The sequence below is a fragment of the Paraburkholderia sp. J11-2 genome (assembly GCF_905220185.1).
Classification (GTDB): Bacteria; Pseudomonadota; Gammaproteobacteria; order Burkholderiales; family Burkholderiaceae; genus Paraburkholderia.
On sequence record NZ_CAJMYY010000032.1, the window covers coordinates 58048 to 76525 of the forward strand.

The following is an 18478-nucleotide window of genomic DNA, read 5'->3' on the forward strand; positions in this document are numbered from 1 at the left end:
GCCGTAAACACACACAGACGGCCTCGTTTCTCCCCCTGCGTTGTGCCCGCCGTGCAGCCTCTCTGGAATACCCGACCGACCATGCAGAAGATGACACTCAACAAGAAGCTCCGCTCGATGATCGCGATCCTCTGGATCGGCCTGCTGCTGATCGTCGCCTTTGGCGCCTGGCAAAGCCGCGAGGCGATGGTCCGCGAGCGGCGCGCGCAACTCACGACGCTCGTTGAAGAAGCGATGAGCGTGACGAACTACTACTACGGCCTCTCGCAACGCAACGTCATGCCCGAAGCCGACGCGCAAAAGCAGGCGCTCGCCGTGATCGGTTCGATCCGCTACGGCTCGGACGGCTATCTGAGCATCAACGACTCGAATGCGGTCATGCTGATGCACCCGATCAAGCCGGAGCTGAACGGCAAGAAGCTCACCGACTTCACCGACCCGGCCGGCACCCACGTCTTCACCGAACTCGTGAGCGCGGCGAGCGGCCCGAACGGCGGCTTCCTCGACTACCTGTGGGCCAAGCCCGGCCATAGCGAGCCGGTGCCCAAGACGAGCTACGGCCGACGCTTCGCGCCGTGGGACTGGGTGATCGTGACGGGCATGTACATGGACGACGTACGCGCCGAGTTCTTCGACAGCCTGCTGCGCTGGCTTGGCGTGACCTTCCTGCTGGGTGCCGCCGCCACCGCGGTGATGGTGCTCGTGGTGAAGAGCGTGCGCAGCAGCATCGGCGGCGAGCTGGAAGGCGCAGTGGACGCAGCCAACCGTATCGCCCAGGGCGACCTCACGCTGCGCCTGCAGGTGCAGGGCACGAACGAGGCGAGCCTGATGCGTGCGCTCGCAACGATGCAGACGGCGCTCGTGCAAACCGTCTCGCGCGTGCGCAGCGGCGCGGAAAACATCAACGTGGGCGCGAACGAGATTGCGGCGGGCAACACGGATCTCTCGCAGCGCACCGAGGAGCAGGCGGCGGCGCTCGTGCAGACCGCATCGAGCATGGATCAGATGACGGCGAACGTGCGCCAGAACGCGGATAGCGCCCAGCATGCGGCGTCGCTCGCGAGCCAGGCCGCCGACGTCGCCACGCGCGGCAGCGCCGTGGTCGACGACGTGGTGCGCACCATGGGTGACATCACGACGAGCTCGCAGCAGATTGGCGACATCATCGGCGTGATCGACGGCATTGCGTTCCAGACCAACATCCTCGCGCTGAACGCGGCCGTGGAAGCGGCGCGCGCCGGCGAACAAGGCCGCGGCTTCGCGGTGGTGGCCGCCGAAGTGCGCAGCCTCGCGCAGCGCTCCGCCACCGCCGCCAAGGAGATCAAGGCGCTGATCGAAAAGTCGACCGGCACCGTGACCGAAGGCCAGCAGCTCGTGACCAACGCGGGCTCGACGATGACCGAGATCGTGCAGTCGGTGCGACGCGTGCACGAGATCCTCGAAGAGATCAGCAACGCGTCGCGCGAGCAGAGCGCCGGCATCGAGCAGGTCAACCGCGCCGTGGGCGAGATGGATCAGGTGACGCAGCAGAACGCGGCGCTCGTGGAAGAGGCCGCCGCCGCCGCCCATTCGCTCAAGGATCAGGTGAGCGTGCTGCGCGAGTCGATCGCGAGCTTCCGCTTGCCGATGCACGCTTAACTCGTTCTGCCCGCCGCGGCGCCACTTCGCCGCCTGTACCTCTCCCTTCCCACCGGGCCGCTTTCGCGGCCCGGTTCGCTTTACGCCCCTCCCGCTCTCTCCCAACGTTCGCGCCGCATGACGGCGCGCAACGCGCGCCCAATCGTCTCGTGGCCGTGCGCACCTATCATTTCAATTAAATTACACAATGTTTACAATATAATTCTGTCAAGCCACCCCGCCTTGCCGATGATCCGCTCCAGGAAACCGCCGCGCGACCCGCACGCGGCCGCGACCCGTCACCCGATGCTTGCGCCGCGCCTGCCCGCGTGGCGCTCGAAGTTCATTGTGTTCATCACGTTCGCGGCGTTCGCGGCGCTGGCCGGGCGCGCGTTCTGGATTCAAATCGCCAATCACGGCTTTTACGTGAAGCAGGGTCAAAAGCGCTACCAGCGCACGCTGGAGCTCGACGCCATGCGCGGGCGCATCGTCGATCGCAACGGCGCGCTGCTGGCCGTGAGCCTCGCGACCTTCGAAGTCTGGGTGAACCCGCGGCTGCTCGACGCCGCCGCGCACGCGCCGCTCGCGCGCCTGCTCGACATGCCGCTCGCGGAGCTGGAGCGGCGTGTGGCCGGCGACCGCTCCTTCGTGCTGCTCAAGCGCCAGGTGGACGCCAGCACCGCCGAGCACATCGACGAGATGGGCACCGGCGGCATCACCCTGATCGCCGACTCGAAGCGCTATTACCCCGAAGGCGAATCGGCCGCGCACGTGGTGGGCTTCACCGATATCGAAGACGCCGGCCAGGAAGGCATCGAACTTGCGGCGAACGCGCGCCTGCGCGGCACGCCGGGGCAGCGCGAGGTGATCCGCGACCGGCTCGGGCGCGTCGTCTCCGAGCCGCGCGAGCGCGTGCAGCCGCGCAACGGCGACACCGTGCAACTCACCATCGACCGCCGCGTGCAGCAGCTCGCGTACACGCAGCTCAAGGCAGCCGTGGCGAAAAACCATGCGGAAGCGGGCAGCGTCGTCGTGCTCGACGCACAGAACGGCGAGATCCTCGCGCTCGCGAACTGGCCGTCGTTCGACCCGAACGATCGCGCGCGTCTCACGGGCAAGCAGCTGCGCAACCGCGCCGTGGTCGACACGTTCGAGCCCGGCTCGACCATCAAGCCCGTGGTCGTTTCGCTGGCCATGGACCTGCGCAAGGTCAACGCGAACACGATCATCGACACCTCGCCGGGCACTTACCGCATCGGCCCTGCGACGGTCCACGACACGTCCAATCATGGCCGCATGACCGTGGCCGAAGCGATCCAGAAGTCGAGCAACATCGCACTCGCCAAGCTCGCGCTGAATCTTCCCGCGCAAACCATCTGGGACAAGTATCAGGAGTACGGACTCGGGCAGAAGCCCGGTGTCACGTTCCCGGGCGTGGCGCCTGGCCGCGTGCGGCCGTGGGCGCGCTGGCGCCCCATCGAACAGGCGACGATGGCGTATGGCTACGGCCTTTCCACTTCGCTGCTGCAGATGGCGCAGATCTACACGGCCTACGCCGGCGACGGCACGCTGCATCCGGTCACGCTGCTGCGCGATGCGCCAGCCGGCGCGGGCGGTTCAACGGCGTTGGCCACGCGCGCGGTCACGACCCCGGCCACGGCCGCCGCCATGCGCAAGATGCTGGAAATGGCGACGAGCGACGGCGGCACGGGGCGCGCGGCGAACGTGGATGGCTATCGCGTGGGCGGCAAGACGGGCACCGCGCGCAAGCAGATCGGCGCGGGCTACGCGAAGAACCGCTATCGCGCGCTCTTCGTGGGCATGGCGCCGATGAGCGCGCCGCGCGTGATCGTGGCGGTAATGATCGACGATCCCGCGGGCAAGGCGTTCTATGGCGGCACGGTCGCGGGACCGGTGTTCTCCGGTGTGACGGCAGGCACGCTGCAACTGCTCGGCGTGCCGCCCGATGTCGCGGCCGCACCCGAGAGCGCCAAGGGCGCGAACGGCGCGAAGCCTGGCTCTGGGCGCGGTTAGCGTCGCAATCAATGGTGGCGATAAGCGGGCGGCGGCTCGCTGCCTGACACCGCGGCGGCCGCACCGGCTTCGCCGTTCTGCGCAGGCGGCGCACCGTAACCCGACCGCGCGACCTGTTCTTGCTGCTGGCGCGCCTGCGCGAGGCGCGCTTCGTTGGCGCGTTTTTCGGCAAGCCTGTGCATGGCGCTTTGCACATCTTCCGGATAGTTGACGTCATTCGCCGAAGCCGGGTTGTAGCCCACCGACTCCAGATCGACCAGTTCCTGCAGCACCTGGGCGCGCGTCACCGGGCCGTTTTGCGCGGTGTTTTGCGTACTGTTGGCCTGGGCAAACGACACCGCCGGAACGATCGCCATCATCGAAACCAGCGCCACGCGTAGCATTGCGTTCTTCACCTTGCTCTCCGTATGAACTCGATGAGCAAAGTCTACGTAGCGCGGCCACGCATAAAAACCGGCTTACGCAGGAGAGAGTCTTCTATTCCTCGCAAGATTGATAAGGACTTCTGCGGTCCTCAAATCTGGTCGCGGCCAAACGCGCGCAGCCCGTCGAGATCGAGCACGTCCACGCGGTTATAGGAGAGCGCGACGAGCCCCCGGCGCTCGAGCGTCTGCAGGGCCTGGTTGATCCGTTGCCTCGACGCGCCCGCCAGCATGCCGATCTCCTCCTGCGAGATGTCGAGCGCGCGACCCGTCTCGGGGTAGAGATCGGGATTGAACATCTGCGCGAGCGACTGCGCAACGCGCGCGTCGACGTCCAGCAGACGGCTGTTCTGGATCAGCGCAATGAACTCGCCCATGCGATTGTTGAGCTGATGGATCACGAAGCGGTTGAACGGCAGGCTGCAGTCCATGAGGCGGTGGAACGTCTCGGTGGCGACGGCCATGACGAGCGAAGGTTGCAGCGCAATCACATCGTACTTGCGCGGCTCGCGCTTGATCACACTCCCCTCGCCGAACCAGCCGCCATGCGGCACACCCGAAAACGTGCAGCCGCGCCCTGAAGCATTGAAAATCGCCAGCTTCACGAGGCCCGAACTCACGCCGAGCCACCAGTCCGAGGGGGCTTCGCGCGCGGCGACGATCGCGCCCGCGGCATAACCCTGGGCATGCGAGGACGCCAGCACCCACTCGCGATGCTCGGGCGCAAGCGCGCGAAACCACACGCAGCGCTCGAACAAGGCGGCGAGGCGCGCCATGTTCGCTGCGTCGATGCGCTCGCCTTCGCGCCACGAATCGCGGGCGGGCGGTGTCCCGTCCGGGGGCATAATGGATTGCGACATCGCGCTTTCCTGGAGTTAGGTCAATCTTTGGGTCGATATTGTCGAGCGGATCGTGAGTTGCAGCGCTCTCGCGACCCGCTCTGTCGCGCCGGCGACAGACTGGCGTGCGCGGCCCTGCTACGGTAGCGCGAATCATACCTACAAACCTGCGACACGCCGCGGCACGGCTTTCGAGCCGGCATCGGCGATCGACACCGGAGACACCGCCATGTTGCACCCGTACGAAGAAGGGCTCGCACAACGCGAAGCCAACTATGTGCCGCTCACGCCAATCGATTTCATCGCCCGCGCGGCCGAAGTCTATGGCGAGCGCCTCGCCGTGGTCCATGGCGACGTCCGCCGCACCTGGCGCGAAACGTATGCGCGCACGCGGCGGCTCGCGAGCGCGCTCGCGCGGGCGGGCATCGGCCGCGGCGACACGGTGGCGGCGCTGCTGCCCAATATCCCCGCAATGGTCGAGGCGCATTTCGGCGTGCCCATGCTCGGTGCGGTGCTCAATACGCTCAACACGCGGCTCGATGTCGCAACCATGCTGTTCATGCTGCGCCATGGCGAAGCGAAAGCGCTGATCGTCGATACCGAATTCGCGGCGCTCGCGCAACGTGCGGCGCTCGAATTTCCGAACCTCAAGATCATCAGCGTGGCCGACATCGCGCCCGCCGACCCCGAGTTCTTCCCGCGCGCGACCGACTACGAAGCGTTCCTCGAACAGGGCGATCCCGAGTACGCCTGGGTGACGCCGAGCAACGAATGGGACGCGATTGCGCTGAACTACACCTCGGGCACGACGGGCGACCCCAAGGGCGTGGTCTATCACCATCGCGGCGCGTACCTCAACGCGGTGAGCAACATCCTCGAATGGGACATGCCCAAGCACGCCGTGTACCTCTGGACGCTGCCGCTCTTTCACTGCAACGGCTGGTGCTTCGCGTGGACCGTCGCCGCGCGCGCGGGCGTCAACGTATGCCTGCGCAAGTTCGACGCGAAGCTCGTGTTCGACCTCATTCGCAGCGAGCGCGTCACGCACTATTGCGGCGCGCCCATCGTGCAGGGCGCGCTTGCCGACGCCCCCGCCGAGTATCGCGATGGCATCGCGCACACCGTGCGCACGATGGTCGCCGGCGCGCCGCCCCCACCGGCCGTGATCGCGAAGATGAAGGCGATCGGCATCGAGCTTACGCATGTGTACGGTCTGACCGAGGTGTACGGTCCCGCTGCCGTGTGCGCGGTGCAGGAGCGCTGGCAGACGCTGCCCGAAGAGGAACAGGCGCGCCTCGCCGCCCGCCAGGGCGTGCGCTATCACCTGCAAAGCGGCGTGAGCGTGCGCAATGCGCAGACGATGGAGCCCGTGCCCGCCGACGGCGAAACGCTCGGCGAGATCATGTTCCGCGGCAACATCTGCATGAAGGGCTATTTGAAGAACGAGCGCGCGACCGAAGAGGCGTTCCGCGGCGGCTGGTTCCATACGGGCGACCTCGGCGTGATGACGCCCGACGGCTACGTGCGCATTACCGACCGCAGCAAGGACATCATCATCTCGGGTGGCGAGAACATCTCGAGCATCGAAGTCGAAGACACGCTGTATCGCCACCCTGCCGTCGCGCTCGCCGCCGTCGTGGCGATGCCCGACCCGAAGTGGGGAGAAGTGCCTTGCGCGTTCGTCGAATTGCGGCCTGGCGCGAGCGTCACGGCCGAGGAAATCATCGCGCACTGCCGGCTCTTTCTCGCGCACTTCAAGGTGCCGCGCGCCGTGCGCTTTGGCGAACTGCCGCGCACGGCCACGGGCAAGATCCAGAAATATGAGTTGCGCGCGCAACTAGGTTCGCAAAGCGCCATCGATCTGGCCGGCACGCAAGACGCGCCGAAAACACCTCGGTAAAAACGACACCGGCACCCGCCGGCCGGTACAGGTGACGCATTCGGGCGGCGCGCGCCGCCCGAATGTAACGCCAGTTGACAACGCGACCGTGCGGGACCTGTTTGCGATTGTCAGGCGTGGCGCTTAATCCTTTTTGCATCAAGGGCCAACTGTCAAAACGGCCCTTCGGGCATGAAGAATCGTATGAAACGAAAGCTTACAAGGTGTCACGTTTTCCTCCGCTTCGGGCCGATAAGCTTTGATCCGTGGTCGCAACACAAAGGCATCCCGATGCCGCGTGACTGACGACGCAACCAAAGAGGAGGTAACTCATGAATACCAAGAGCTGGAAGACCCCCGCCCGCGCCATCGCCGCAGCACTGATCGCCGGCGGCGCATTGATGGGCGCATCGAGCGCCTTCGCTCAATCCGCACCGTATGGGCTGCGTGCCGAATCGACGCCGCAATACGGCCAACCGCACATGATGCCGGTGGACGCGCATGTCTCGATCGGCTGGCACGATGACCGTTATTGGGACGGCCACCGTTACTGGGCGCACGACGAGTGGATGCACCATCATCCGCACGATCCGGGCCCCCCGCACTATCGTGACGGCGACCATCGTCCGCCGCCCCCGCCGCGTTACTGATAACGTACGCCTGATCGACGGGCCGCCTTCCCTGGCGGCGCCGGAGGTGGCACACCGAGGCCGGTCTTCCCGAGGGGAGATCGGCCTCGGCGCATTTCAGCACCTTACTCAGCCATGTGCGCACTCAGGCGCAAATATCATTCGGCATGCGAAATAATTTTCCGACAATGCCCGCCACACGGCCATTCCAGCCCGCCGCGCCGGGCGCCGGGCGCCACCCGAAAGGCATACGTCAGTAATTGAAGGTAATGCGAAAGTGTTGCCGGTCGCACGGCCCGCTAGTAACGTTGTCGGGCGTTTCGTTCCCCGGAGCGCACGGTGTATTCTCATTGCCCGGCCAGCGATGGCCGGGATTTTTTTTGGCACCCGTGAGAACACTAGCGCGCGCCGAACGCGAAGCGCACCAGGTTTTTTTTCCGATTGCGGACGCAATTTTGCGGACGTAATGTGGGATTGCCTCTTGAGAACAGGCGAGCCTTGTGACCCCCGGTCGTGACTCAGTCCGACCGGGGATTTTTTTGGCTTCTGTGCGCTTGGGGATTCGCGTCGGCCGCAACGGCGCCGCGAGAGAAAGGACTATGACGGATCACCGAATGAGGAGTTCGGCTTCGCTCCAGCCAGAGCTAGATCCGTCATGCCGAGCATTATCCGGCCTGAAAGCCAGGGCGTCACTAGCATCCCGCGCAAAGATCCATTACACAAACTGGCAAGATATGGGGCCGGACGTCGAAATCCGGTCGGTGCGCATCGGCTAACATGGTGGTTTCGCCTGCCGTGCCAACCCGCCTGTGCCGACTTTCACCCTCGCCCATCCCGTCACCGCGGAACTCGAGATCCGCAAGAGCCGCTTCATCGCGCACGCCATTCCCGTGGCCGACCGTGAAGCGGCCATGGCTGAAATCCGCCGTCTGCGCGACGAACATCCCACTGCCACGCACGTTTGCTGGGCCCTGCTCGCGGGCGGCCAGTCCGGCATGTCCGACGACGGCGAGCCCTCCGGCACCGCCGGGCGCCCGATTCTCGAAGTGCTGCGCCATCACGACCTGGACGGCGTGCTCGCGGCCGTGGTGCGCTACTACGGCGGCGTGAAGCTCGGCGCGGGCGGCCTCGTGCGCGCCTATACCGACGCCATCGCCACCGCCCTGCAGGGGGCCGCGCGCGTCGAGCGCATTGCGCAGGCGCGCCTCACGGTCGAACTCGGCTACCCCGACGAAACCCGCGTGCGTCACTGGATCGACCAGGAGCAGTTCACGCTCGTGGAAAGCCAATACGCCATGACCGTGCGCCTCACGATCCAGCTGCCCGCCACCGCCGTGGACGCCGCGCGCAGCACGCTCACCGATCTCACGCAAGGCCGCTCGGGCTTCCCCGAGCACGTCTGAGGCGGGCGCCCGGCCGCCGCCGCGAGGGCGGGGCAGAACTTTTCAAATTCTTTTCAAATCTTTCATTAAGTTTCATGAAAGCTTGCCGTAATGAAAGCATGGCCGCGCATTCGCGCGCTCCGTCGACTCGACGCACCGGAACGAACGGACTTCTTTCATGGCAAGCACGATCACGAACACCACCGCCAGCGCGAACAGCGCGCTGAGCGACGCCGCCCAGTCGATCATCAGCGGCGCGACCAACTCCACGCTCGACGTCAACCAGCTCGTCAAGGCGCTCGTCAACGCGAAGATCGCGGGCCCAAGCGCCATCCTCAGCGCGAAGCAAACGGCCAGCAACACGACGCTCTCAGCGCTCGGCACGCTGAAGTCGGCGCTCGCTTCGCTCCAGAGCGCACTCGAGCCGTTCAAGGACGGCGCCGCGCTGCAACGCTTCACGGTCACGACGAGCGAAAAGGACAAAGGGTTGAGCGCGGTTGCCGGCAAGAGCGCGGTGGCGAGCAGCTTCACGGTCGAGGTCGATCACCTGGCGAGCGCGCACAAGCTCACCTCGGATAGCTTCGCCACGGGCGAGACGCTCGGCGAGGGCAGCCTCGACATTTCGATGGGCGGCAAGTCCATGCATCTGACGATCGCCGCGGGCAGCAACAAGCTCACCGATGTCGCCGCGGCGATCAACCGGGCGAAGGACAACCCCGGCGTCACGGCGTCGATCGTCAATGGCGCCGACGGTCAGCACCTCGTGCTGAGCGCGAACAAAACCGGCGCGGCCAACGCGATCGACGTGCAGGCGGGCACGGGCGTCGATACGCGCCTCGCTTCCTCGCAGATGCGCGAAGTCGAGCCAGCCGGCGACGCAGAACTGCACATAGACGGTACGCGCGTCACGAGCGCGAGCAACACGCTCGAGGGCGTGGTGAGCGACATCACGATCAAGCTCGAAAGCGCTTCGGTGGGCACGAAGCAAACGCTCACCATCGCCCCCGACACCGAAGCGACAGGCACGTCCATCCGCGACTTCGTGAAGGCGTACAACAGCTACGTGGACGCCCTGAACGGGCTGACCTCCTACACGGCCGCCACCGGTACGAGCAGCGCACAAGCGGGCGCGCTGCTCGGCGACTCGATCGCGCGCACGCTCGCGTCGAGTTTGCCGGCCGCCGTATCGGCGGGCGTGAAGGGCAACGACGGCGTAACCCACTCGCTGGGCGAGATCGGCATCAAGCTCGACAAGAGCGGGAAGCTGGAGATCGACGACGATACGTTCAAGAATGCGCTGCAACCGGGCAATCGCGCGATTGCAGCGCTGTTTGGCAGCAGCGGCATGACCGCGAAACTGAGCAGCGCCATCACGCCCTACGTGCAATCGAGCGGCATCATCGAGCGGCGCAGCACTGCCATCAACAAGGAACTCGACGACATCAAGAAGCAGTCGTCGTTGCTCGAGGCGCGCGCCACCCAGCTCACTGCGAAATTCAACAGCCAGTTCACCGCGCTCAATAACCTCATGTCGATCATGAACAACAACCAGCAATATCTGACGCAGCTTTTCGGCGGCGCGAACAGCGCGGGCGCGCTCGCGACCAATCACAAATAAGGCTTGAATGCGCGCGGCTCGACGCTAGCAAACGTCGAGGGCAGGCAAAAAAAAGGCCGCCGAACGAATCGGCGGCCAACAGGGGACGTGAAGAACAACCGCGAATCGAACTATCAAATCGACCCGACGGCTCCATCATCGCGAGCGAAAATTAAGCCAAACTTAAACCTGCGCAAAAAGCGATCGGGGTTACGGCGCGATAGCGTGCAGGCAAATGAAAGAACGCGTAATAATGGGCTGGCTATACTTGAACTGTGCGTGAACTGGTCAGGGCCGCTCATTCAATCGTGCCCGCATGACCGACTTCTACCCAACCCGGAAGAGCCGCCATGTTTGATCGACTGCATCGATTTATGGAAGGCGCAGGTCCCGAGCGGCGCCATCGCGTCTGGAGCAAGATGCGCATTTTCGTGGCCGCGATGGGCACGCTCGGCTCCGCCGCCGGCATCGCCATCGCGGTGGTCGGCCTCATCAACTTCGACCACCAGAAGGTGATTACCGGCGTGGCCGTCATCATCGTCTGCACGGCGATCTACGTCACGATCCTCGTGCGCGACCGCAATCGCGTGGACTAGCGCCCTTGCCTGGCACGCCGCCCACGCGTCATTGCCTCACTGCAGTTTCTGGCCGTCGCGCGTGACCTGCACCGCCGTCGCGCTCACATAGTCGGCGCGAATGCTGTCGCCCACCTTGATCGATTCGAGCGGCACGTCCGGCGGCGCGACGACCACGACCGTGCGGGTCGGTCCGCGCAACGCGACTTTGCGGCTCTTGCGGTCGATCTTCTGCACCGTCGCAACCACCTGAACGCTGTGCGCCGTGGCCGCCACGCCACCGGAAGCGGGCGTGGTAGCGACCGTATCGACGCGCGAACGGATACCCCTCGTCGCCACCTTTTCGGCGCGCAGCAGCAATGCCTCCTTGTAGAGGATATTCACGTGATCGCCCGGCTTGAGCTTGCTCACGTCGCCGATGGTGGGATCGACCGCGACCGTCACCAGGTTGCGCCGCGCACCGCGCAGCGTGACCGAATTGGTGGCCGCGTCGATGCTCACGACCGTGGCCGTGGTCTGAACCTCGCCGATCTGCAGCTGGGCGTTCGGCGCGCTTTCAGGCGCGGCATCGGATGCCGTCTGCGCAAGCAGCGGCGTCGACACGCCGAGGGCAAACACGAGAACAGCGCCGAGCAGCGGCGCGGAAGAACGATTGCGCGTGGACATGTGGCAACTCCTTTTCGTGGATCGTCAATGGCAAGAGAACGACGCGGCACCGCTCGCGCGGATCACACGCCGTTCATGCAGGCTTCTTCGGCAGCACAGCGCAGATAGTGGGCATACACGCGCTCGCGTTCCTCGTTCGCAAGCTGGCGTTTTTCGGCGAGCCGCAGCATCCGGTGCCGGTCCGCGCCGAGCGTCGCGTAATAGCGCTCGGCATGCAGGCGCTTGAAGCGCGTGTAGAAGTCCGGCCCGGGCAGGCCCGAATCGGTCGAGAGCAGCGACGCATAGTCGGCCTCGCTCGGCTCGCACAACGCGGCCGCGGCCGCCTCGAGCTTTTCGTAACGCTCGCGCAACGGCACGTCGCCCGCGAACAGGGCGTGAAACGCGCCATACGGCACGAGCGAGCGGCGGCTCGCGGCGCGGCGCAACAAACGACCTACTTTTTCATCGAGTTCTTTATTCATCCGCAGCGGCCAGAAAGCGGGCCGCCGCCCATGCCGCGCGTCGCTTGACGAAAAGCGCGCGCATTTGGCGGCCCGACAGGATTCAGGGACCCGTTTCGCTACGCGATACGTTGCGCGGCAAATCCGGCATTCTGCATTCGTTCATTCGAATCCAATCCGCATTCGAATCGATTCGAAATGTTTGCGAAAAACATTCTGCACAAAAAAATCAAATCACTCCCTGAAATTGCCCCGCTGACATCGTCACTCATGCCGGGCGGCGGTGATTTTTACCGGACAGCAGCCTGAAACGCTAACAAACATCTCCAGCCACCACTCCCGCGATTTAATCCATATTGAATAGAGTCGATCCGGCGAAATATCCGCCGAACGGTGAATTAATCATACAAAACAGCGCACAATGTTGCTTTTCAATGATTGAGCAAATAAGTCAGGTTATCTTGCTGCAATGGGAGCAAACTTCGCATTGCGGGATCAATGCGAAATGCCAGCCCCCATTGTTGAGCAACGCGAACCGGTTGTTTTTTCCCATTAGTTCAGGATTATCCACAAGTCAAGCAGACTATTTTTCCGCTAGCTATACACATTCCCTACAAAAACAATTATTAATATCCGCTGCGGAACACCGAGGCGTTTCGCAACAAGCGCCCTTCACCGGGCGTCGATTTCGCCGTCCGTCATGGCTCTCGCGTCACCGCACCGGCGCCGGGGTTCATGGCAAGCGACAAGACCCGCTTGCAGGAAGGGTTACAGGAGCGGCACATCCGCAATGCCGCGTGTCCGGAATCTTTCGTCGACGAGTGAACACATGCTTACCCGAACCGAGAACCTGCCGAGCGTCGCGAGAAGAATGGCCGCCGGCCAGATGTTGATGGAAGGCGCGACCGTGAATAGCGTCGCCGACTCACTCCACCTCTCCGCCCAGACGGTGAGGCGCTACAAGTCCATCGTCGAGGACGGCGGACTGGCCGCGCTCCAGCAGATGAGCGTGGGCGGCCGTCCCTCTGTGCTCGATCAGGCCGCGCTAGGCTGGATCGCGAGCGCCCTGCACGGCTCCGCTCGAGAGCATGGCTTCGCGAGCGATGCGTGGACCAACAGCCGCGTGCGCGAGTTGATCGGCCGGCAGTTCGGCGTGCACTATTCGCGCGTCTATACGTGGCAGATCGTCTCGAACCTGGGCCTCGGCCACCGGCTGTCGAAATCCGCGCGCTGAGCGGCATGGAGGGCGTCGCGCGCCGCACGAGATGCCGGCGCGCTTCAGCCCCGGGTTGCGGGCGCATCACGGCCTCGGGTTCCGGCCTCGGAATCCACCAGCGGCTGCGCTCCCTCTCCCGTCCATTGCTGCGACCGGACCTGGTTGCGGCCGGCTTCCTTGGCCTCATACAGCAGGCGGTCGGCGGCGGCCAGCAGCTTCGCGCTGCTGCCGCCCTCCGGCGGATTGCAGCTCGCACACCCCGCGCTCACCGTCACGCACCCATGGTGCGTACCACTTAGCGTGAGATTGTCCGACTCGATGCGTTTGCGGATCTTCTCCGCAACGCGCGTTGCGGCGTCGAGCGCCGTGCCCGGCAGCACCACTGCGAACTCTTCGCCGCCAAAGCGCGCGGCGAGGTCGGTTGCGCGCCGCGACCCCGAAGCGATGCGCCCGGCCACGAAGGCCAGCACCTCGTCGCCGGCGGCGTGCCCGTAGGTGTCGTTGAAGAGCTTGAAGTGGTCGATATCGAAGAACAGCACGGAAAGCGGCGTGCGCTCGCGCACCGCGTGATGCCATTCCGCCGCGAGACGGCTGTCGAGCGCGCGCCGATTCGCAAGACCCGTGAGCGGGTCGGTAACCGCCAGGCGCATGAGTTCGCCCTCGGCCACCACCTTGTCGCGCAGCGCGAACGCAAGCACCCATGACACGGCGACCCACGCGCCGCCGAACACCGTGGTCACCACCAGCGCGATATAGCTGCGCCGCCTCCAGCCGGCGAGCACGTCGTCCACGGCGGGCGCCACAACGACGATGAACGGCGAGTCGCCTACGTGCGCAAACGTGTAGATGCGCTCCACGCCGTCGAGCGCCGAGCGCAGCGTATCGCTGCCGGCGCCGCGACGGGAAAAGACCGCGAAATTCGGCAGGTCCGCATAGTTCGATCCGGCGCCGCCCAGCGACGGCGGCTGACTCGCGAGCACCGTGCCGTCGCGCATCAATATGAAGAGGTGACCGCCCGGCCCCAGATTGATGCGCTCCAGAAGGTGCTGAAAGTAGTCGAGACGCACCCCGAGCAGCGCGACGCCCGCGAACGAGCCGTCGGGCGCATTGATGCGGCGGGTGAGGCCGAGGGTGAGCACGCCGCCGCGCAGGCGCGAATGGTACGGCTTCGAAAAGAACAGGCCAGCTTGCGGGTCGCGCTGCTGCGCAATGAAGTAATCGCGATCGGCAAACGAAATGCCGGCTTCCGAAGCATTCAGGGCGTTGCTGCGCGCGGCCTTCACATGGCCCGTGGCGTCGATCACATAAGCGCCGCCCAGCCTCGACGCCGCCGTCGCGCGGTCGAACAGCACGCGCTGGCGCAGCGCCTCGGGCAAATTCCAGGTTTGCGCCTGCTGCGCGGCCGTGACCACGGCCTGCAGCGACAGGTCGTAAATCTCGACGTTGCGGGCGATGTCGTTGCTGATGAGTTGCACGAGATTGTGCGAATTCTCCTGCGCGTGGCGCAGTTCTTCGGCGCGGCCCTCGTAGAGCGCCGCGTAGGTCAGGATCGCCATCGCCGTCGCGATGAGCGTGCCGGATAACCCTGCGAAAAAGGGATAGTTGCCGATCAGGCGTGTCGCCGCCTTCGCCCGAACGACGGCCCAGCGGCGCACCCGCAGGCGCAACGAAAGAACCCGCTTTTGCATCAACGCAATCCTCTTACCGATGGCGCGTGTGGACAGGGCGCCGATCCATCGGACATGCGTCGGGCATGGCTGGCACAAAACCGTCATCAAACGGACACCTGGGCGGTTCAGGATCGAAGGCGAAACCTCTGCCCCCTCCCTCCCCCAGGAGCCCGCCCGCCATGCCAGAATTTTCCCTGTCACCGCAACCGGGCACTGCCCCCGCGCGAGGGCGCAATGTCAGCCTGCTCGCATTTCTCATTGTCATCGCCATCGGCGCCGTGTACGTGGGGATGCATCTCGCCGACGACCTCTCGCCGGTGCGCGAAAGCTCGGCGATGCCCTGGGTACTGCTCGGCATCGCGCTGATCATCGCGCTCGGCTTCGAGTTCGTGAACGGCTTCCACGATACCGCGAATGCGGTCGCAACCGTCATCTATACGCACTCGCTTTCACCCAATATCGCGGTGATCTGGTCGGGCGCCTGGAATTTTCTCGGCGTGCTCACCTCCACCGGCGCGGTGGCCTTCGGCATCCTGCAGCTGCTGCCCGTCGAACTGATCCTGCAGGTGGGCAGCAGCGCGGGCTTCGCCATGGTGTTCGCGCTGCTCATTGCCGCGATCATCTGGAACCTCGGCACGTGGTACTTCGGCCTGCCTTCGTCGAGCTCGCATACGCTGATCGGCTCGATCATCGGCGTGGGTCTCATGAACCAGCTCATGCACGGCGCCAACGGCACGAGCGGCGTGGACTGGAGCCAGGCGCTCGGCGTGGGCAAGTCGCTGCTCTTTTCGCCGATCGTCGGCTTCTTGCTGGCGGGCCTCCTGCTGCTCATCCTGAAGGCGGTCGTGCGCGTGCCCGAGCTCTACTCCGAGCCGAAGGGCAAGGAGCCGCCGCCGTTCTGGATCCGCTCGCTGCTCATTCTCACCTGCACGGGCGTGTCGTTCGCGCACGGCTCCAACGACGGCCAGAAGGGCATGGGCCTCATCATGCTGATCCTGATCGGCACGGTGCCCACCGCCTACGCGCTGAACCGCGCCGTGACGGCCGAGCAAACGCAGACCTTCATCGCCGTCGCACACGACGCCACGCGCGCGCTCGAACGCTACACGAACGGCGTGGCCGCGCCCGCCGTGCCGCGCGCCGAAGTCGAGCGCTTCATCGGCAGCCGTACGATCTCGAGCACGACGGTGCCCGCGCTCGCCGCGCTGTCGAACCAGGTGGCCGACCAGGTGCACGGCTATGGCTCGCTCGCGGCGGTGCCGCAATCGGTCGTCGATAACGTGCGCAACAACATGTACGTGATTTCCGAAGCGATCCGCCTGCTCGACAAACAGAAGGCCGTGGCCTTTTCTGCCGACGACGCGAAGGCCATCAACAACTTCCGCAGCCAGATCGACCACGCGACGAAATTCATCCCGACGTGGGTGAAAGTGGCCGTGGCGATCGCGCTGGGTCTCGGCACGATGGTGGGCTGGAAGCGCATCGTGGTCACAGTGGGCGAGCGTATCGGCAAGCAGCACCTGAGCTACGGCCAGGGCGGCTGCGCGGAAGTCGTGGCGATGGTGACGATCGGCGCGGCCGACGTGTACGGCCTGCCGGTCTCGACCACGCACGTGCTCTCCTCGGGCGTGGCGGGCACGATGGCCGCAAACGGCTCGGGCCTGCAATGGAACACCGTGCGCAGCCTCGTGATGGCGTGGGTGCTCACGCTGCCCGCATCGATCGTGCTGGCGGGCGCGCTTTACTGGGTGTTCAAGCACCTGTTCTGAGTGCGAACGGACATGAAAAAGCCGGGCTCCCCTTGGGGAGTCCGGCTTTTTTTCATCGAATGCCTGAATTCAGACGATCGAGATGATCAGCGTCTTGCCGCACGCCTGCGCATATTTGCGCAATGTGTCGATCGAAGGCGAGTGCTCGCCTGATGCCAATGCGCGTTCGAGACGTGTGATTGCCGGCGCTTTCGTACCCATGCGCTCGGCGACCTGTGCCTGGCTCAATCCTGCTTTATGGCGGGCAGCCAGCATCTGGTCGAGCAGCGCAAATTCTTCGCGATTCAACCGGTCGTATTCCGCCCGCGCCTCGGGATCAGCGAGGACTCGCTCGCGCATTTCCCTAAAGGTTCCCACTTTTTACCTCCTGGTGCCGCTTGCACGCAATTTCCGGTTCCTTGTGCTGCGTCTTCTTCACATAGCAATGAAGCATCACGACACGACGATCCACCATTGCGCAGTAGAACACCCTTGCAAGACCTTCCGCCGCTTTGAGGCGGAGTTCGAACAAGCCGTCACCCATCGCTTTGGTGTGCGGCTCTCCAAGGTTCGGACCGTGTTGCTCCATGCGCTCGGCAAGCGCCACGAAGCGCACCGCGAGCATTTTCGGCAGCGCATAGATGCTGCGTTCGACGCGCTCACTGTAAAAGTCGAGCCGGCATCCCATGGCGAAGTAACAAATATGTTACTTCGCCATGGGCACCCCAAAATCGTCGCGTTTGCTTTCGATCAGGCCAAAAGCGGGCAACCCGTCAATAAATCTCCGGAATGATCATTTGCTCTGCGACCGGCTGGCGAATGTAATCCGGATGATGCACGCGCGCCGGCAGCGTGACTTGCGGATGCTCGATCTCGTGATACGGCACCTGGCTCAGCAAGTGGTGGATGCAGTTCAGGCGCGCGCGCTTCTTGTCCACGCCCTGCACCACCCACCACGGCGCCTCGGGAATGTGCGAGCGCTGCAGCATCACTTCTTTCACGTGCGTATAGGCCTCCCAGCGGCGGCGGCTTTCGAGGTCCATCGGCGAGAGCTTCCACTGCTTGAGTGGATCGTCGATACGGCTCTGGAAGCGCACTTCCTGCTCGTCGTCGGTAATCGAGAACCAGTACTTGACGATCTGGATGCCGCTCCTCACGAGCATCTTTTCGAATTCCGGCACCGAGCGGAAGAATTCTTCGTATTCGTCGTCGGTGCAGAAGTTCATCACGCGCTCCACGCCCGCGCGGTTGTACCAGCTGCGGTCGAACAGCACCATCTCGCCGCCCGCCGGCAAATGCTGCACGTAGCGCTGGAAATACCATTGCGTGCGCTCGCGGTTGTTCGGCGCGGGCAGCGCGGCCACACGACACATGCGCGGGTTCAGGCGCTGCGTGATGCGCTTGATGACGCCCCCCTTGCCCGCTGCGTCACGCCCTTCGAAGATCACGACGAGCCGGTGCCCCGTGCTCACGATCCAGTCCTGCAGCTTGACGAGCTCGCCCTGCAGCCGGATCAGCTCGCGGAAATAGACGCGTCGCAGCGCGCGCGCCTCGTCGCTGATCTGCAGGCCGCTTTCCTGCAACCGGTCGTCGACCTCCATTTCGAGCTCTTCGTCGTAGGCGTCGATGAGTTCCTCATCCAGACGGCGGCGGCGGTGCCGTTCGGCCTCCTGCTGCTGCGCATCCTGTTGTTCGGCGTCCATCGTGCGGTCGAATTCATTCATGGCGACTCTCTCCTTGGTCGATATGCTGGCAACTCGCGCC

At 64.7% G+C, this 18478-nt stretch carries 17 protein-coding genes; 9 read left to right on the plus strand and 8 right to left on the minus strand.

Annotation, left to right across the window (positions count from 1 at the left end; all coding sequences use genetic code 11):
- The first annotated feature begins 90 nt into the window (after positions 1 to 90).
- Together U5A57_RS34020 and U5A57_RS34025 are read left to right on the plus strand one after the other, a co-directional pair.
- Positions 91 to 1638: a methyl-accepting chemotaxis protein gene (locus tag U5A57_RS34020; protein WP_321916086.1), complete on the plus strand. Its 1548-nt coding sequence runs from the start codon at positions 91 to 93 to the stop codon at positions 1636 to 1638.
- A gap of 228 nt (positions 1639 to 1866) precedes the next feature.
- Complete coding sequence (locus U5A57_RS34025) at positions 1867 to 3651, plus strand: penicillin-binding protein 2 (RefSeq protein ID WP_321916056.1); 1785 nt, start codon at positions 1867 to 1869, stop codon at positions 3649 to 3651.
- A gap of 8 nt (positions 3652 to 3659) precedes the next feature.
- Here the strand turns inward: U5A57_RS34025 and U5A57_RS34030 are convergent, their stop codons facing one another.
- Entirely contained in the window at positions 3660 to 4046 is a 387-nt protein-coding gene (locus U5A57_RS34030; RefSeq protein ID WP_415774690.1) for a DUF4148 domain-containing protein, read from the minus strand.
- A 119-nt stretch (positions 4047 to 4165) separates the two neighbouring features.
- Positions 4166 to 4918, minus strand: coding sequence for a Crp/Fnr family transcriptional regulator (locus tag U5A57_RS34035; protein WP_321916088.1), 753 nt, complete (start codon positions 4916 to 4918; stop codon positions 4166 to 4168).
- 223 nt (positions 4919 to 5141) lie between these two features.
- Between U5A57_RS34035 and U5A57_RS34040 the strand changes: the two genes are divergently transcribed.
- From U5A57_RS34040 to U5A57_RS34060, 5 genes are all read left to right on the plus strand, one after another.
- The gene (locus U5A57_RS34040; protein WP_321916057.1) at positions 5142 to 6812 is read left to right on the plus strand and encodes an acyl-CoA synthetase; all 1671 of its coding nucleotides are present in this window, start codon (positions 5142 to 5144) and stop codon (positions 6810 to 6812) included.
- 311 nt (positions 6813 to 7123) lie between these two features.
- Positions 7124 to 7441, plus strand: a complete 318-nt coding sequence (locus U5A57_RS34045; RefSeq protein WP_321916058.1) for a hypothetical protein — start codon at positions 7124 to 7126, stop codon at positions 7439 to 7441.
- 788 nt (positions 7442 to 8229) lie between these two features.
- Complete coding sequence (locus U5A57_RS34050; RefSeq protein ID WP_321916059.1) at positions 8230 to 8823, plus strand: YigZ family protein; 594 nt, start codon at positions 8230 to 8232, stop codon at positions 8821 to 8823.
- Between the two features lie 157 nt (positions 8824 to 8980).
- Positions 8981 to 10420, plus strand: coding sequence for a flagellar filament capping protein FliD (gene fliD / locus U5A57_RS34055; protein ID WP_321916060.1), 1440 nt, complete (start codon positions 8981 to 8983; stop codon positions 10418 to 10420).
- A gap of 329 nt (positions 10421 to 10749) precedes the next feature.
- The gene (locus U5A57_RS34060; RefSeq protein WP_321916061.1) at positions 10750 to 10995 is read left to right on the plus strand and encodes a DUF2964 family protein; all 246 of its coding nucleotides are present in this window, start codon (positions 10750 to 10752) and stop codon (positions 10993 to 10995) included.
- A gap of 36 nt (positions 10996 to 11031) precedes the next feature.
- On the opposite strand, the gene U5A57_RS34065 is transcribed toward U5A57_RS34060, so the two are convergent.
- Positions 11032 to 11640, minus strand: a complete 609-nt coding sequence (locus tag U5A57_RS34065; RefSeq protein WP_321916062.1) for a hypothetical protein — start codon at positions 11638 to 11640, stop codon at positions 11032 to 11034.
- Positions 11641 to 11702: 62 nt separating this feature from the next.
- A complete protein-coding gene (locus U5A57_RS34070) occupies positions 11703 to 12101 on the minus strand; it encodes a hypothetical protein (RefSeq protein WP_321916063.1) in 399 nt (132 codons plus the stop codon).
- Between the two features lie 808 nt (positions 12102 to 12909).
- On the opposite strand from U5A57_RS34070, the gene U5A57_RS34075 reads away from it, so the two are divergent.
- On the plus strand, positions 12910 to 13314 hold the full coding sequence (locus U5A57_RS34075) for a helix-turn-helix domain-containing protein (protein WP_028202557.1): 405 nt from the start codon (positions 12910 to 12912) through the stop codon (positions 13312 to 13314).
- A gap of 44 nt (positions 13315 to 13358) precedes the next feature.
- Here U5A57_RS34075 and U5A57_RS34080 read toward each other — a convergent pair whose 3' ends face one another.
- Positions 13359 to 14984, minus strand: coding sequence for a sensor domain-containing diguanylate cyclase (locus tag U5A57_RS34080; protein ID WP_321916064.1), 1626 nt, complete (start codon positions 14982 to 14984; stop codon positions 13359 to 13361).
- A 161-nt stretch (positions 14985 to 15145) separates the two neighbouring features.
- Between U5A57_RS34080 and U5A57_RS34085 the strand changes: the two genes are divergently transcribed.
- Positions 15146 to 16735, plus strand: a complete 1590-nt coding sequence (locus tag U5A57_RS34085) for an inorganic phosphate transporter (RefSeq protein ID WP_321916065.1) — start codon at positions 15146 to 15148, stop codon at positions 16733 to 16735.
- A 69-nt stretch (positions 16736 to 16804) separates the two neighbouring features.
- On the opposite strand, the gene U5A57_RS34090 is transcribed toward U5A57_RS34085, so the two are convergent.
- The 3 genes from U5A57_RS34090 to ppk2 form a co-directional block, all read right to left on the minus strand.
- Positions 16805 to 17074 (minus strand): helix-turn-helix domain-containing protein, encoded by a 270-nt coding sequence (locus U5A57_RS34090; RefSeq protein WP_415764697.1) that lies wholly within the window; start codon positions 17072 to 17074, stop codon positions 16805 to 16807.
- 4 nt (positions 17075 to 17078) lie between these two features.
- Positions 17079 to 17402: a type II toxin-antitoxin system RelE/ParE family toxin gene (locus tag U5A57_RS34095; protein WP_321916067.1), complete on the minus strand. Its 324-nt coding sequence runs from the start codon at positions 17400 to 17402 to the stop codon at positions 17079 to 17081.
- A gap of 85 nt (positions 17403 to 17487) precedes the next feature.
- Entirely contained in the window at positions 17488 to 18417 is a 930-nt protein-coding gene (ppk2, locus tag U5A57_RS34100) for a polyphosphate kinase 2 (protein ID WP_321916089.1), read from the minus strand.
- Between the last annotated feature and the right edge of the window lie 61 nt (positions 18418 to 18478).